Source organism: Streptomyces sp. S186 (genome assembly GCF_051603415.1).
Taxonomy (GTDB): domain Bacteria; phylum Actinomycetota; class Actinomycetes; order Streptomycetales; family Streptomycetaceae; genus Streptomyces.
In genome coordinates, this window is sequence record NZ_CP193932.1 from 1,045,548 (window position 1) to 1,060,562 (window position 15,015).

Sequence of the window (15,015 nt, forward strand, 5' to 3'; positions counted from 1 at the left end):
GTGGGGCCGGCGGGAAGATACCGACCCCACCGAGAGTTAGTAGAAACATGAACTACACCGGGGTGCGGAAGATCGAGGTCGTGGTGATCGGCGCCGGGCAGGCGGGCCTGGCCGCCGCCTACCACCTGCGGCGCACCGGCCACCGGCCGGATGCCGACTTCGTCGTCCTCGACCACTCACCGCACCCCGGCGGCGCCTGGCAGTTCCGGTGGCCCACCTTGACCTACGACAAGGTGCACGGGATGCACGCGCTGCCGGGCATGGCGCTGACCGACGCCGATCCGGCGCGGCCGTCGTCCGAGGTGATCGGCGGCTACTTCGCGGCATACGAGCGGCGGTTCGGGCTGCGGGTGCACCGGCCGGTGAGCGTGACCGCGGTGCGGGAGGCCGGCGACGGGCGGCTGCGGGTGGAGACCTCGCAGGGAACGTACGCGGCGCGGGCGGTGATCAACGCGACCGGCACCTGGGACCGGCCGTTCTGGCCGCGGTTCCCGGGGCAGGAGGGCTTCCGCGGGCGGCAGCTGCACAGCGCGCAGTATCGCGGGCCGGAGGAGTTCCGCGGTGCCCGGGTGGTGGTCGTCGGAGGCGGGACCTCGGCCGTCCAGCAGCTGATCGAGCTCGCGCCGTTCGCGGCGGCGACGACCTGGGTGACCCGGCGGCCGCCGGTGTTCCGTACCGGGCCGTTCGGCGCGGACGAGGGGCGGGCCGCGGTCGCGCTGGTGGCGGAGCGGGTCCGGCAGGGGCTGCCGCCGCGCAGCGTGGTCGGCGTGACCGGGCTGCCGATGACCGAGGCGGTCCGGCAGGCCCGGGAGAGCGGCGTCCTTACGCGGCTACCGCTCTTCGACCGGGTCACGCCGGACGGGGTGGCCTGGGACGACGGGCGAACCGTCGAGGCCGATGTGCTGCTCTACGCCACCGGTTTCCGGGCCGCCATCGACCATCTGGCGCCGCTGCGGCTGCGCGAGCCGGGCGGCGGCATCCGGATGGCCGGGACCGGGGCGGTGCGCGACCCCCGGGTGCACCTCGTCGGCTACGGGCCGTCGGCCAGCACCATCGGCGCCAATCGGGCGGGGCGGGCCGCGGTTCAGGAGATCCGGCGGCTGCTGGCGGGGACTCCGGACACGGATGTTCCGGATCCCTGCCCGGCCGGTGACCTCGCCGGGGGCGGCGGCTACGCGGCCGGAGCGGCGGCGGTCTCCCCCACCGGGACGCGGCTCAGCTCCCATGCCCGCAGCTGGGCGTAGCCGGGGCGGATCACCTCGTTGATCAGGGCGGTCCGCTCGTCGAAGGGGAGGAAGGCGGCCTTGGCGGCGTTGACGGTGAACTCCTCCAGCTCGGCGGTGCCGTAGCCGAAGGTGTCCCGCAGGTGCGTGAACTCCTGGGTCATGGTGGTGCCGCTGACCAGGCGGTTGTCGGTGTTGAGGCAGACCCGGAAGCCGAGCCGGCGGAGCAGGTCGACGGGGTGCTCCGGGTAGCCGGCGGCGGCACCGGTCTGGAGGTTGGAGGTCGGGCAGATCTCCAGGGCGATCCGCATGTCGCGGACGTAGGAGGCGAGCCGGCCGAGGGTGACCCGGCCGTCCGTGCCGATGGTGAGGTCGTCGGTGATGCGGACGCCGTGGCCGATGCGGTGGGCGCCGCAGCGCAGCACCGCCTCGTGGATGGACTCCATGCCGACCGCCTCGCCGGCGTGGACGGTGACCCGGGCGCCCTCGGCACGGAGGTAGTCGAAGGCTTCGGCGTGCCGGCCGGCCGGGTTGCCGATCTCGCCGCCGGCGATGTCGAAGCCGGCCACGCCGCGGTCGCGGTGGGCGACGGCGAGCCGGGCGATCTCCAGGGAGCGGTCGGCGTGCCGCATGGCGCACAGCAGCGTGCCGATCCGGATCGGGCGGCCGGCCGCCGCGGCGCGGCGCTCGCCCTCCCGGAAGCCGTCGTTGACCGCCTCGACGACCTCGTCGAGGGTGAGGCCACCGGACAGGTGCTGCTCGGGGGCGTAGCGGACCTCGGCGTAGACGACACCGTCGGCGGCCAGGTCCTCGGCGCACTCGGCGGCTATCCGGGACAGCGCCTCGCGGGTCTGCATCACGGCGCAGGTGTGCGCGAAGGTCTCCAGATACCGCTCCAGGGAGCCGGAGTCGGCGGCGTCGCGGAACCAGACGGCCAGCGCGTCCGGGTCGGTGGTGGGGAGGTTCCGGTAGCCGATGGCCGCGGCCAGCTCGATGATCGTCTCCGGGCGCAGCCCGCCGTCGAGGTGGTCGTGGAGGAGCACCTTGGGGGCGCGGCGGATCCGCTCCCGGTCGAGGACGTGCGGGGACTGCGTCGGAAGGTTGTCAGACAAGGTCATGGGGCGGGAGTATGACACGTCCCGCCACCACCGGGCGACCGGGTCCCGGTGGACGGTGGGGACGCGCGACGTCCGGGCCGGTCAGCGGGCCTGCCAGACGGGGAGGGCGGGGGCGCCCGGCGGCAGCATGTGCTTGGCGGCCAGCAGCGGCGTGCGGTCCAGCCGGACGACCTGGGTGACCAGGACGCCGGGGGTGTCCGCGGGGCGGCCCAGCTGGGCGCCGCGCTGCCGGCCGAGGGTGGTGGCCACGATGGTGCTGCTACCGGTCAGCGGCAGCCCGCGCCCGGCGTCCAGCACCAGGCCCAGCAGGGACGACGCCTGCCCGTCGGGCCCGTCGAACGCGGCGACGGCGCCCGGCAGCAGCTCCGTCAGCGTCTCGTCCGAGGCCCACTCCTGGGTCAGGCAGGCCGGGAGGCCGTCGACCTCGATCACGCTCTCCCAGAAGCGCACCTCGCCGCGGGCCGGCAGGACCAGGTGCTGGGTGGAGAAGTCGGTGGGCTCCTCGCGGGTGCGGGCCAGCGGCACGGTCACCGCCTGCCCGTCCGCTCCGAGCAGCCGCTCCACCGGCTTGAGGAACTCGAAGCCGCGCGGCGGGAGATGGTGGCTGACCGTGCGGCCCACCCCGCGCCGGACGCTGATCACGCCGTCCTCCTGGAGCAGGATCAGCGCCTCGCGCAACGCGGGGCGGCTCACGCCCAGTTCGGCGGCGAGCCGGGGCTCGGTCGGCAGGGTGGAGCCCGGCGGATAGGTGCCGGTGCGGATGGCCTCGACCATCCGCTCGTACAGCGCGACGACCGGGCGCCGCCGGGGCCGGGCCGGGGCGCTCCCCCGGTCCTGTTGTCTGCCGGCCATGTCCGTCTCCCGCATTCGTGGTTGGACCGGAGCTTTCCGCTGACGGGGCTCTGTTGTCGTCTGTCGTACCTGTTGTCGACTGTTGCGTCTGTTGCGTCTGTTGGTGCTTCGCGACCGGGCCCGGAGCAACGAGAACGGCTCACTTGTCTGACAAGGACTGTACCGGCAAGCATTATGGGGCGTTACCCGTCGCACGAACGACCGCTCAATCGGATGTTCGCCGGAAAGTGTGGTCGATACCGGAAAGGCTTCCTCGCCGGCCCCGCGTCGGGAGATCCTTACGAGGCGCAAGCGACGGGCTGCAGACCGTTACGGCGCCTCCGCCCGACATGTCCCTTGCCGGGCCGGAGAGTTGGTCCCACCACATGTAACTGCCAAGGAGAACAAGCCAGATGAACGTCATCACCAACCTGCTCGCCGGCATCGTCCACCTCGTGGGTTGGCTCGTCTGACGGACTCGCAGCAGCTCAGGGCGCCGCTCCTCCCCGTCCCGGGCGGAGCGGCGCCTTCCGTGTGCGGGGGCCGGGCCCGGCTACTCCTCCAGCGGCCGCCGCGCGGTCTCCGGCAGCGCCAGGTAGACGAAGAACGACACCAGGCAGAGCGCCGCCACGTACCAGGGGAAGAGGTCCGGGTGGCCGGCCTGCTTGAACCACGTGCCGACGTAGGGCGCGGTGCCGCCGAAGAGCGCGACGGTGAAGGAGTACGGGAAGCCGATGCCGGCGGCGCGCACCCGGGCCGGGAAGACCTCGGCGTTCACCGCGGCGGCGACCGAGGTGTAGCCGGTGAGCAGCACCATCCCGGCGCACTGCACCAGCAGGAGCGAGACGAAGGCGCCGGTGACCAGGTGCAGCAGCGGCACGGAAAGCACGGCGAAGCCGAGGCCGAAGGCGAGCAGCAGCGGCTTGCGGCCGATGCGGTCGGAGAGCAGGCCGCCCAGCGGCTGGAGCAGCGCGAAGAAGGCCAGCGACAGGGTGCCGACGGTGAGCGCGTCGCCCTTGTCGAAACCGGCGTTGACCTGGGCGTAGGTGGGGAGGTAGGTGGTCCAGGTGTAGTACGCGAGGGTGCCGCCGGCGGTGATGCCGCAGATGAGCAGCGACTGGCGGGGGTGGCGGCGCAGGCCCTCGAACAGGCCGGGGCGGGCGGCCCGTTGCGCGCCGTCCGGGGATTCGGCGGCGTCGGCGGCCTGCGGAAGGGTCTCCTGGGCGCCGCGCCGGATCCACAGTCCGAGCAGGCTCAGCAGGGCGCCGCCGAGGAACGCGATCCGCCAGCCCCACTGGCCCATCTGCCGCTCGGTGAGCAGCGCGGCGAGCAGCGCCCCGGTGCCGGAGGCGAGCAGCTGGCCGAGGGTGGTGGAGACGTACTGGAAGCTGGAGAACAGGCCGCGCCGGCCCGGTCCGGCGGACTCCACCAGGAAGGTGGTGGACGCGGCGAACTCCCCGCCCACCGACAGTCCCTGCACCAGACGGGCCACCACCAGCACGATCGGGGCGAGGACACCGGTGGCCGCGTAGGTGGGGGTGAGCGCGACCAGCAGGCTGCCGCCGCCCATCAGCAGGATGGTGAGGGTCAGCGCGGCGCGCCGGCCGCGCCGGTCGGCGACCGCGCCGAGCACCAGCCCGCCGACCGGACGCATGAAGAAGCCGACGGCGAAGACCCCGAAGGTGGCGAGCAGCGGCACCAGGGAGTTGCCGGCGCCCTTGGGGAAGACCTGGTCGGCGAAGTAGACCGCCAGGAAGGAGTAGGCGTACCAGTCGTACCACTCGACGGCGTTGCCGACCGAGGCGGCGGCCAGCTGCCGCAGCCGGGACGGCGGACGGGGGCCGTCGGGGGCCCGGTCCTCGGTTATCTGCTGTGCGCTCGACATCGTCCTTCAGCTCCCGGTCCTTCTCCTCGGCGTGCCGCTGGGGCAGGATGATCCAGGTGATCATGTACCGGTGGGGCGGGTCGCCGCCAGGGGATACGGCGGCGCGGTCGCGGCCGTAGAACCGCGGCAACGCCACGGCAACACGGCCGCAACGCGGTGGCGGTGTCCCGGCCCCGCGGCCCACGCCGGCCGGCGGGCCGCCGGAGAAGTAGCGCGAGGAGGAGGCACCGTGCGGGTAGCGCTGTTCGTCACCTGCGTCAACGACACGCTCCGTCCAGGGACCGGGCGGGCGGTGGTGGCTCTGCTGGAACGGCTGGGCGTCGACGTCGACTTCCCGGCGGAGCAGAGCTGCTGCGGCCAGCCGCAGTTCAACACCGGCTACCGGCACGCCACCGAGCCGCTGCTGCGCCGCTTCGACCGGGCGTTCGCGGATCACGATTACGTGGTGACCCCGTCCGGGTCCTGCGCGGCGATGGTGCGCGAGAACTTTCCGCGGATCGCGGCGCGGGCCGCGGCGGAGGGGCGCGGCCGGGGGCTGGCCGAGGCCGCGGCGCGGGCCGTGCCCAAGACGTACGAGCTGACGGAGTTCCTGGTGGATGTGCTGAAGGTGACCGACGTCGGCGCGTACTACCCGCACACCGTCACCTATCACCCCACGTGTCACGGGCTGCGGATGCTGGGGCTCGGCGACCGGCCGCGGCGGCTGCTGGAGCGGGTGCGGGGGCTGACGCTGAAGGAGCTGCCGGGCGCAGAGGAGTGCTGCGGGTTCGGCGGGACGTTCGCGGTGAAGAACCCGGCGGTGTCGGTGGCGATGGGCGCCGACAAGGTCCGGGCGGTGACCGGGACCGGCGCGGAGGCGCTCTGCACGGTCGACAACTCCTGTCTGCTGCACCTCGGGGGCATGCTCGTGCGGCAGGGTTCGCCGGTCCGGCCGGTGCACCTCGCGGAGATCCTCGCCAGTACGGAGGCGGACGTGGCGGCGGGCGGCGGCGCGGACCGGGCGGCCGGCGCGGCAGGGGGCGCCCGATGAGCCGCAGCTTCCTCGGCATGCCGGCGTTCCCGCGGGCCGCGGCCGTCTCCACCCGCGACACCCGGCTGCGGGCCAACCTCGGCCACGCCACCCGCACCATCCGCGACAAGCGGGCCCGGGCGGTGGCGGAGCTGGACGACTGGGCGCGGCTGCGCGCCGCGGGCGCCGCGCTCAAGGACCGGACGCTGCGTCATCTCGACCACTATCTGGAGCGGTTGGAGGAGTCGGTGGTCGCCGCGGGCGGCCAGGTGCACTGGGCGGCGGACGCCGCGGAGGCCAACCGGATCGTCACCCGGCTGGTCCGGGAGACCGGCGAGCGCGAGGTCGTCAAGGTCAAGTCGATGGCGACGCAGGAGATCGGGCTCAACGAGGCACTGGCCGAGGCCGGCATCCGGGCGTACGAGACGGATCTGGCGGAGCTGATCGTGCAGCTCGGCGACGACCTGCCGTCGCACATCCTGGTGCCGGCGATCCACCGCAACCGTGCCGAGATCCGCGACATCTTCCGCCGGGAGATGGGCAATTGGGGCCGGCCGGCGCCGGAGGGGCTGTCGGACTCCCCCGCCGAGCTGGCCGAGGCGGCCCGGCTGCATCTGCGGGAGAAGTTCCTCACCGCCAAGGTGGGGATCTCCGGCGCCAACTTCATGGTCGCCGAGACCGGCACGCTGGTGGTCGTGGAGTCCGAGGGCAACGGCCGGATGTGCCTGACCCTGCCGGAGACCCTGATCTCCGTCGTCGGCATCGAGAAGACCGTGCCGACCTGGCAGGACCTGGAGGTCTTCCTCCAGTTGCTGCCGCGCTCCTCCACCGCCGAGCGGATGAACCCGTACACCACCACCTGGACGGGGACCACGGACGGCGACGGGCCGCGCACCTTCCATCTGGTGCTGCTCGACAACGGGCGGACCGACACCCTGGCCGACACCGTCGGGCGGCAGGCGCTGCGCTGCATCCGCTGCTCGGCGTGCCTGAACGTCTGCCCGGTCTACGAGCGGGCCGGCGGGCACGCCTACGGCTCCCCCTACCCGGGGCCCATCGGCGCCATCCTCACGCCCCAACTCCGTGGCATGGCCGGTCCGTTGGAACAGTCGCTGCCGTACGCCTCCTCTCTGTGCGGGGCGTGCTACGAGGTGTGCCCGGTGGCCATCGACATCCCCGAGGTGCTGGTGCATCTGCGGGAGCGGGTGGTCGAGGGCGGGCCGGTGACCCGGGGCGGGGCCCGGGTCGTCCTCAAGCCGGCCCGGGGGCATGCCGCGGAGCGAGCCGCGATGCGCGCCGCGACGTGGGCGTTCGACCACCCGGGCGCGCTGCGCGGCGGGATGCGGCTGGCGGCCCGGACCCGGCGGCTGCATCCGCGGCGGCTGCCGGGGCCGGGCCGCGCCTGGTCCGACACCCGCGCCCTGCCGGCGGTACCGGCCGAGTCGTTCCGCGACTGGTGGCGGCGTACCCGGGGCGCGGCCGGAAACTCCGAGGCGGGAGGCGCCGAGTGAGCAGCAGGGACGTGGTGCTGGCGCGGGTCCGGCGGGCGCTGGCCGATGTGCCGCGCGGCGAGGGGCCGTACGATCCGCCGGTGCCCCGGGACTACCTCCGGGTGCACGGCTCGCGGACGACCGAGGAGACCGTGGAGCTGCTGGCGGAGAACCTCGCGGACTACCGGGCGGTGGTGCACCGCTGCGCGCCCGGCGGGCTGCCGGCGCTGATCGGCCGGCTGCTGGCCGGGCGCGGGGCGCGGACGGTGGTGGTGCCGGCCGGGCTGGATCCGCGGTGGCTGTCCGCAGCCGAGGTCACCGTGGTCCCGGACCGGGCCGGCGACTCCGCGCGGGAACTGGACGCGGTGGACAGCGTGGTGACGGGGTGTGCGCTGGCTATCGCGGAGACCGGCACGCTGGTGCTGGACGCCGGCCCGGATCAGGGCCGGCGCCGGATCACCCTCGTCCCGGACCATCACGTCTGTGTGGTGCGGGTGCCCGGACAGGTCGTCGGTTCCGTGCCCGAGGCACTGCCGCGCCTGTCGCCGGAGCGCCCGCTGACGTGGATCTCCGGTCCGTCCGCCACCAGCGACATCGAACTCGACCGGGTGGAGGGGGTGCACGGGCCGCGGACGCTGGAGGTGGTCCTGCTGGCGGAGGAGAGCGAGCACTGAGCCGGCGGCGCGGAGGGTGACCCTGTGAGTGGTACGCACCGGATGCGTACCACTCACAGGTGTCTGGGTACCCCTCGCGCCCGTCGGCAGACTTCCGGTCATCGCCATCGAGCAGATGACCGAGAGGCAGGCAGCATCCCATGAACGGCAACGACAACTCCCCGGTGTGGCAGTCCGGTTGGGCCACGGCCGTGCAGCGCCCCAGCGAGGGGTTCCACAAGAACTGGGCACAGGAGGGCTTCGCGGACCAGACGGTGCGGCAGACCGTGCGGGTCACCGGGGCGGGGACCCGGGCCCGGATCCGACTCTCCAACCGCTACGGGACCGCGCCGCTGGAGGTGTCCGGCGCCAGTATCGCCCGGGCCGGTGACGGGGCGGCGGTGGCGCCGGGTTCGGTGCGGCCGCTGACCTTCGACGGCGCGGAGTCGGTGCGGATCCCGGCGGGCGGCGAGGTCGTCAGCGATGCGGCGGAGGTGACCGTGGCGGCGCTGGAGTCGCTCACCGTGTCGCTGTACTTCGCCCGGCCGACCGGTCCGGCGACGTTCCACGCGCAGGCGTGGGCCACCGCGTACCGGTCCGCCGGCGAGCAGTTGGGCGAGGCGGATCCGGCGGTCTTCGGGGAGACCTCGGTGTCGTGGTACTACCTGGCCGCGGTGGAGCTGGCCGACGGCGGCCCGGCGGAGCGGGACACCGTGGTGCTCTTCGGCGACTCGATCACCGACGGCTTCGGCTCGACCGTCGACGCCGACCGGCGCTACTCGGACGCGCTGGCCGAGCGCCTGGCCGCCGAGGGCCGTCCGCTGCGGGTCCTCAACCTCGGCATCGGCGGCAATCTGCTGCTGAACGACTCGGCGTGGTTCGGCGAGCGGGCCGGGGCGCGGTTCGGCCGGGACGTGCTGGCGCAGCCGGGCGTGCGGTCGGTGGTCGTCCTGGTGGGCCTGAACGACATCGGCTTCAGCGAGGTCGACCTGCCGACGTACAAGCCGAACCCGGACAACTCCGTCGGGCAACTCATCGCCGGGTACGAGGAGTTGATCGCCCAGGCGCATGCGGCGGGGGTGCGGGTCGTCGGCGGGACGATCATGCCGTTCAAGGGGTCGGAGTACCACACGCCGGCCGCGGAGGCGAAGCGCCGGGCGGTCAACGACTGGATCCGGACCGGTGGCGCGTTCGACGCGGTGGCCGACTTCGCGGCGGCGCTGGCGGACCCGGCCGACCCCGACGCGCTGCTGCCCGCCTACGACAGCGGGGACTTCAAGCACCCGGGCGACGAGGGCTACCGGGCGATGGCGCGGGCGATCGACCCGGCCGTGCTCTGACCGGCGTGCGCCGCCGGGGTCCCGGTCACACCAGGACCCCGGGGGCGCGGCCGTCGTCCGGGGCGTCGGCCGGGTCCGGGCGGGTGTCGCGGCGGACCAGGGCGGCGTAGCGGCCGTCGGCGGCCAGCAGTTCCTCGTGGGTGCCGCGTTCGGCGATCCGGCCGCCGTCCAGGACGACGATCTGGTCGGCGTCCCGGACCGTGGAGAGGCGGTGCGCGATGGTGAGCGTGGTGCGTCCCGCGGAGAGCGCGTCGACGGCCTGCTGGACGGCGTGTTCGGTACGGGTGTCCAGGGCGCTGGTGGCCTCGTCGAGGACGAGCACCGGCGGGTCGCGCAGGAGGGTGCGGGCCAGGGCCAGGCGCTGCTTCTCACCGCCGGAGAAGCGGTGGCCGCGTTCCCCGACGACGGTGTCGTAGCCCTCGGGGAGGGCCGCGATGTGGTCGTGGATCTGGGCGATCCGGGCGGCGCGCTCGATCTCCTCGTCGGTCGCGTCGGGCTTGGCGAAGCGGAGGTTCTCGGCGACGGAGGCGTGGAAGAGGTAGGTCTCCTGGGAGACCACGCCGACGGCCCGGGCGAGGGTGTCGAAGCCGAGGTCGCGGACGTCGGTGCCGTCGAGGGTGACCCGGCCGCCGGTGACGTCGTAGAGGCGCGGGACGAGGTAGCTCAGGGTGGTCTTGCCGCTGCCGGTGGCGCCGACGACGGCGAGGCTGGTGCCGGCCGGGACGGTGAGGTCGATGCCGTCGAGGGTGGGGGCGGCCTCCGGGTCGTAGCCGAAGGTGACGTTCTCGAAGCGGATCTCGCCGCGCGGGGCGGGGAGGCGGACGGGTTCGGCGGGCTCGGTGAGGGTGACCGGCAGGTCGAGGTATTCGAAGATGCGCTGGAAGAGCGCGAGCGAGGTCTGCATCTGGACGCCGGTGGTCAGCAGGGAAACGGTGGGGCGCAGCAGGCCCTGCTGGAGGGAGACGAAGGCGACCAGGGTGCCCAGGGAGAAGACGGGGCCGCCGAGTTGGAGGACCAGGCCGGCCGCCCAGTAGATGAGCGCGGGCATGGCGGCCATGACGATGCCGATGGTGGCCATCCGCCAGCGGCCGGCCATGTTGGCGCGGACCTCCAGGTCGACCAGGCGCTCGGACTCGGCGGCGAAGCCGCTGGTGAGCGCGGAGGCGCGGCCCATGGTGCGGCCGAGCAGCACTCCGCTGACCGAGAGGGACTCGGTGACCATCGCGGACATGGCCGCCATCTGCTTCTGCCGCCTGCCGGTGATCTTCTTGCGTTCGTTGCCGACCCGGCGGCTGATCCAGACGAAGAGCGGGAGCAGCAGCAGCGAGACGACGGTGAGGCGCCAGTCGAGGGCGATCATGGCGACGACGGTGGCGGTGACCGAGGTGAGGTTGGAGACCAGGGACGTGGCGGTGGAGGTGACGGTGGCCTGCATCCCGCCGATGTCGTTGGCGATCCTGGACTGGACCTCGCCGGTGCGGGTGCGGGTGAAGAACGCCAGCGGCATCCGCTGGAGCTTGGCGTAGACGGCGGTGCGCAGGTCGTGCATGACGCGCTGGCCGACGGTGGTGGAGATCAGGGTCTGCAGGACGCCGAAGACGCTGGTGGTGACGGCGGTGGCGATCATGCCGAGGGCGAGCAGGGTCAGCAGTCCGGTGCGGCGGCCGGGTATGGCGACGTCGAGGATCTCCCGGAGCAGGAACGGGGAGGCCACCGAGACCAGGGAGGAGGCGGCGACGAGCAGGCCGACCAGGGCCAGCCGGCCGCGGTAGGGACGGAACAGCGCGAGGATCCGCCGGAGTTGGACGGGGGCGTCCGGGTCCTTGGGCGGCGGGGTCCAGTTCGGTTCTTCGGGGCGCATGGGCTCCTTCGAGGGGCAGGAGGGACGGAATCTTGCCGAGCCTAGCTCATTGTTACCTATACTCACAATGAATTTCGTCCTGTACTCTGGGGCCATGCCCTCCCCCGAGCCGCCGGCCGGCGCCACCGACACCAACGTGGCCGAGCAGCTGGTGCGACTGACCCGCCGGATGCGGCGCGCCCAGCAGCGCCACATGGCCCACCTGGATCTCGCCGTCACCCCCGCGCAGGCCCGTCTGCTGCGGATCGTCGGCCACTGCCGCGACACCCCGCCCCGGATGGCCGACCTCGCCGAGCGGCTGGAGGTGGTGCCGCGGGCGGTGACGACGCTGGTGGACGCCCTGGAGGCGAACGGCACGGTGCGCCGGGTGCCCGACCCGGCCAACCGCCGGGTGGTGCGGATCGAGCTGACCGACACCGGCCGGTCCGCGCTGCGGGCGTTGCGCGGCGCGCGCCGGGCCGCCGCGGAGGAGATCCTGGCTCCACTGACCGCCGAACAGCGCGCGCTGCTCGGCGGCCTGCTCGCCACCCTCGTCGACGGACCGGGTGAACCGCACTGACCTGACGCACTGGCCTGCCGCGCCCTCCGGCGCGCAGCCGACCGGAGGTGACCGTGCCCCTGCTGGAGCCCACGCCCGAGGCCCTGCGGCCCCGCACCACCGACCCCGCGCCGGACCGGGTGCCCGAGCGGCTGGCGGCCGGCACCCCCGAGCCGCTGCGCGGCGACCTGCTCGCCCTGCTCGGCCCGGACAAGGTGCGGCACACCGTCACCGACCTGGTCCGCTACGCCTCCGACGCCAGCCCCTACCGCTTCCTCCCCCAGGTCGTGGTGGTCGCCGAGACCGCCGAGGACGTCGCCGCGGTCTTCTCCTACGCCCGTGCCCACGGCCGCCACGTCGTCTTCCGGGCCGCCGGCACCTCCCTCAACGGCCAGGCGCAGGGCGAGGACATCCTCGTCGACGTCCGCCGCCACTGGGCCGGGATCGAGGTGCTGGACGACGGCGCCCGGGCCCGTATCCGGCCCGGCACCACCGTCGTACGGACCAACGCCGCGCTCGCCCGGCACGGCTGGCTGCTGGGCCCCGATCCGGCCAGCGCCATCGCCTGCACCGTGGGCGGGGTGGTCGCCAACAACGCCTCCGGGATGACCGCCGGCACCACCCGCAACTCCTACCGGACGCTGGCCTCACTGACCTTCGTCCTGCCGTCCGGCACCGTCGTCGACACCGCCCATCCGGACGCCGACGCACGGCTGGCCCGGGCCGAACCGGTGCTCTGCACCGAACTCATGGCCCTGAAGGCCGAGATCGAGGCGGACCCGGAGCTGGTCGCCCGGATCCGCGCCAAGTACACGCTCAAGAACACCAACGGCTACCGCCTGGACGCCCTCCTCGACGGGCGGACGCCGGCGGAGATCCTGCGCGGGCTGATGGTCGGCTCCGAGGGCACCCTCGGCTTCATCGCCGAGACGGTCTTCACGACCCTGCCGCTGGACCGGCACACCTCCACCGCGCTCCTCTTCTTCCCGTCCCTCGCCGCCGCGGCCGCCGCCGTCCCCCGCTTCAACGAGGCGGGCGCGCGGGCCGTGGAGCTGATGGACGGCAACACCCTGCGCGCGTCGGTGCGCGTGCCCGGGGTGCCCGCCGACTGGGCGGAGCTGCCCAAGGAGACCGCGGCGCTGCTGGTGGAGTTCCGGGCGCCGGACGAGACCGCGCGGCGGGCGTACGAGGAGGCGGCGGCGCGCGTGCTGGCCGGACTGGAACTGGTCGCCCCGGTGCCCTCGATCAGCAACGTCTTCACCCGGGACGCGGCCGTGATCGGCGGCTACTGGAAGGCCCGCAAAGCCTTCGTCACCGCGGTCGGCGGCTCCCGTCCCTCGGGTACGACGCTGATCACCGAGGACTTCGCGGTCCCGCCGGCCCGGCTCGCCGACGCCTGCACCGCACTGCTGGAACTCCAGGCCCGGCACGGCTTCGACGCCGCGGTCGCCGGCCACGCCGCCCACGGCAACCTCCACTTCCTGCTCGCCTTCGACGCCGCCGACCCCGGCGACGTGGCCCGCTACGCCGCCTTCATGGACGACTTCTGCCGGCTGACCGTCGAGCGGTTCGACGGCTCGCTGAAGGCCGAGCACGCCACCGGCCGCAACATCGCCCCGTTCCTGGAGCTGGAATGGGGCCCGCGCGCCACCGCGTTGATGTGGCGGATCAAGGAGATCGTGGACCCTCGCGGCATCCTCGCCCCGCGGGTCCTCCTCGACCGCGACCCGCGCGCCCACCTGCGCGGCCTGAAGACGATTCCGCGGGTCGAGGCGGTCGCCGACCCGTGCATCGAGTGCGGCTTCTGCGAACCGACCTGCCCCAGCGAGGACCTGACCACCACCCCCCGCCAACGCATCGTGCTGCGCCGCGAGATGCTCCGCCAGCCGGCCCGCTCCGCGGTCAACGACGCGCTGCTGGACGCCTACGGCTACGCCGCGCTGGACACCTGCGCCGGCGACTCCACCTGCAAGCTGGACTGCCCGGTCGGCATCGACACCGGCGCGCTGATGAGGGACTTCCGGCACCGCCGGCACTCCCCGCGCGAGGAGCGGATCGCCGAGCGCGCCGCCCGGCACTTCGCGGCGGTCGAGCGGGCGGCCCGGCTGGCGGTGGCCGCCGCCGGCCGGCTCGACGACCGCCGGCTGACCGCGGCGACCCTCGCCGCCCGCCGGGCCGTCCGCCCCGACCTGGTGCCGGAGTGGCTGCCGCAGATCCCCGGCGCCGCCGCCCGCCGGCCGCCCGCCACGCAGCGCGCCGGCGCGACCGCCGTGTACTACCCGGCCTGCGTGAACCGGATCTTCGGCGAACCCGCCGGCCACCGCGGCCCGTCCCTCCCCGAGGCGGTGGTGGCGCTCGCCCGGCGGGCCGGCCGCCCGGTGTGGATCCCGCCGGACGTCACCGGCACCTGCTGCGCCACCATCTGGCACTCCAAGGGCTACGAGCGGGGCAACCGCCTGATGGCCAACCGCGTCGTCGAGGCGGCCTGGGGCTGGACGGCCGGCGGACAGCTGCCGCTGGTCGTGGACGCCTCCTCCTGCACGCTGGGGCTGGCCCGGGAGGTGGTCCCCTACCTCACCCCGCTCAACCGCTCCCTCCACGCCGAACTGACCGTCGTCGACTCCGTCGTCTGGGCCGCCGACCTCCTCCCCCGTCTGGAGATCCACCGCACCCTCGGCTCCGCCGTCCTCCACCCCACCTGCTCCATGCGGCATCTGGGCGACGAGGATCAGCTACGGCGGGTCGCCGAGGCATGCGCCCGCGAGGTGGTGGTCCCGGACGACGCGGGCTGCTGCGCCTTCGCCGGCGACCGCGGCCTGCTCCACCGCGAACTGACCGAGTCCGCCACCGCGAAGGAGGCAGCCGAGGTCACCGCCCGCCCCTTCGACGCCCACCTCTCGGCGAACCGCATGTGCGAGATCGGCATGGACCACGCGACAGAGGGCCGAGGCTACCGCTCGGCCCTCCTGACCCTGGAGTGGGCGACGCGCCCAAATAACAGCCCGTCCGGCAACCCCAGCCCGACCGTCAACAAACCCAGCCCGTCCGGCGTTTGAGGACGAGCGAG

At 73.9% G+C, this 15,015-nt stretch carries 11 protein-coding genes; 7 read left to right on the top strand and 4 right to left on the bottom strand.

Translation table 11 applies throughout. The features are described from left to right. Nucleotides 1-47: 47 nt before the first annotated feature. Nucleotides 48-1,244: an NAD(P)-binding domain-containing protein gene (locus ACRAS8_RS04650; RefSeq protein ID WP_438484491.1), complete on the top strand. Its 1,197-nt coding sequence runs from the start codon at nucleotides 48-50 to the stop codon at nucleotides 1,242-1,244. Here the strand turns inward: ACRAS8_RS04650 and ACRAS8_RS04655 are convergent. The 3 genes from ACRAS8_RS04655 to ACRAS8_RS04665 form a co-directional block, all read right to left on the bottom strand. Continuing rightward, entirely contained in the window at nucleotides 1,172-2,341 is a 1,170-nt protein-coding gene (locus ACRAS8_RS04655; RefSeq protein ID WP_438484492.1) for an adenosine deaminase, read from the bottom strand. The genes ACRAS8_RS04650 and ACRAS8_RS04655 overlap by 73 nt on opposite strands. A gap of 81 nt (nucleotides 2,342-2,422) precedes the next feature. Then, nucleotides 2,423-3,193, bottom strand: coding sequence for a GntR family transcriptional regulator (locus tag ACRAS8_RS04660; protein WP_438484493.1), 771 nt, complete (start codon nucleotides 3,191-3,193; stop codon nucleotides 2,423-2,425). 532 nt (nucleotides 3,194-3,725) lie between these two features. Next, nucleotides 3,726-5,057 carry an MFS transporter gene (locus ACRAS8_RS04665; RefSeq protein WP_438484494.1) on the bottom strand — a complete coding sequence of 444 codons (1,332 nt, stop codon included), beginning with the start codon at nucleotides 5,055-5,057 and terminating at the stop codon, nucleotides 3,726-3,728. A 229-nt stretch (nucleotides 5,058-5,286) separates the two neighbouring features. Here ACRAS8_RS04665 and ACRAS8_RS04670 point away from each other — a divergent pair, with 229 nt between their 5' ends. From ACRAS8_RS04670 to ACRAS8_RS04685, 4 genes are all read left to right on the top strand, one after another. Next, nucleotides 5,287-6,087, top strand: coding sequence for a (Fe-S)-binding protein (locus ACRAS8_RS04670; RefSeq protein ID WP_438484495.1), 801 nt, complete (start codon nucleotides 5,287-5,289; stop codon nucleotides 6,085-6,087). Continuing rightward, entirely contained in the window at nucleotides 6,084-7,577 is a 1,494-nt protein-coding gene (locus ACRAS8_RS04675; protein WP_438484496.1) for a lactate utilization protein B, read from the top strand. The genes ACRAS8_RS04670 and ACRAS8_RS04675 overlap by 4 nt, the downstream gene beginning before the upstream one ends. Continuing rightward, on the top strand, nucleotides 7,574-8,230 hold the full coding sequence (locus tag ACRAS8_RS04680; RefSeq protein ID WP_438484497.1) for a LutC/YkgG family protein: 657 nt from the start codon (nucleotides 7,574-7,576) through the stop codon (nucleotides 8,228-8,230). The genes ACRAS8_RS04675 and ACRAS8_RS04680 overlap by 4 nt, the downstream gene beginning before the upstream one ends. Before the next feature lie 140 nt (nucleotides 8,231-8,370). Beyond that, a complete protein-coding gene (locus ACRAS8_RS04685; RefSeq protein ID WP_438484498.1) occupies nucleotides 8,371-9,549 on the top strand; it encodes an SGNH/GDSL hydrolase family protein in 1,179 nt (392 codons plus the stop codon). 25 nt (nucleotides 9,550-9,574) lie between these two features. Here ACRAS8_RS04685 and ACRAS8_RS04690 read toward each other — a convergent pair whose 3' ends face one another. After that, nucleotides 9,575-11,410 (bottom strand): ABC transporter ATP-binding protein, encoded by a 1,836-nt coding sequence (locus ACRAS8_RS04690; RefSeq protein WP_438484499.1) that lies wholly within the window; start codon nucleotides 11,408-11,410, stop codon nucleotides 9,575-9,577. Between the two features lie 94 nt (nucleotides 11,411-11,504). Between ACRAS8_RS04690 and ACRAS8_RS04695 the strand changes: the two genes are divergently transcribed. Together ACRAS8_RS04695 and ACRAS8_RS04700 are read left to right on the top strand one after the other, a co-directional pair. Beyond that, a complete protein-coding gene (locus ACRAS8_RS04695) occupies nucleotides 11,505-11,969 on the top strand; it encodes a MarR family winged helix-turn-helix transcriptional regulator (protein WP_438484500.1) in 465 nt (154 codons plus the stop codon). A gap of 53 nt (nucleotides 11,970-12,022) precedes the next feature. Beyond that, nucleotides 12,023-15,004, top strand: coding sequence for an FAD-binding and (Fe-S)-binding domain-containing protein (locus tag ACRAS8_RS04700; protein WP_438484501.1), 2,982 nt, complete (start codon nucleotides 12,023-12,025; stop codon nucleotides 15,002-15,004). Nucleotides 15,005-15,015: the final 11 nt, after the last annotated feature.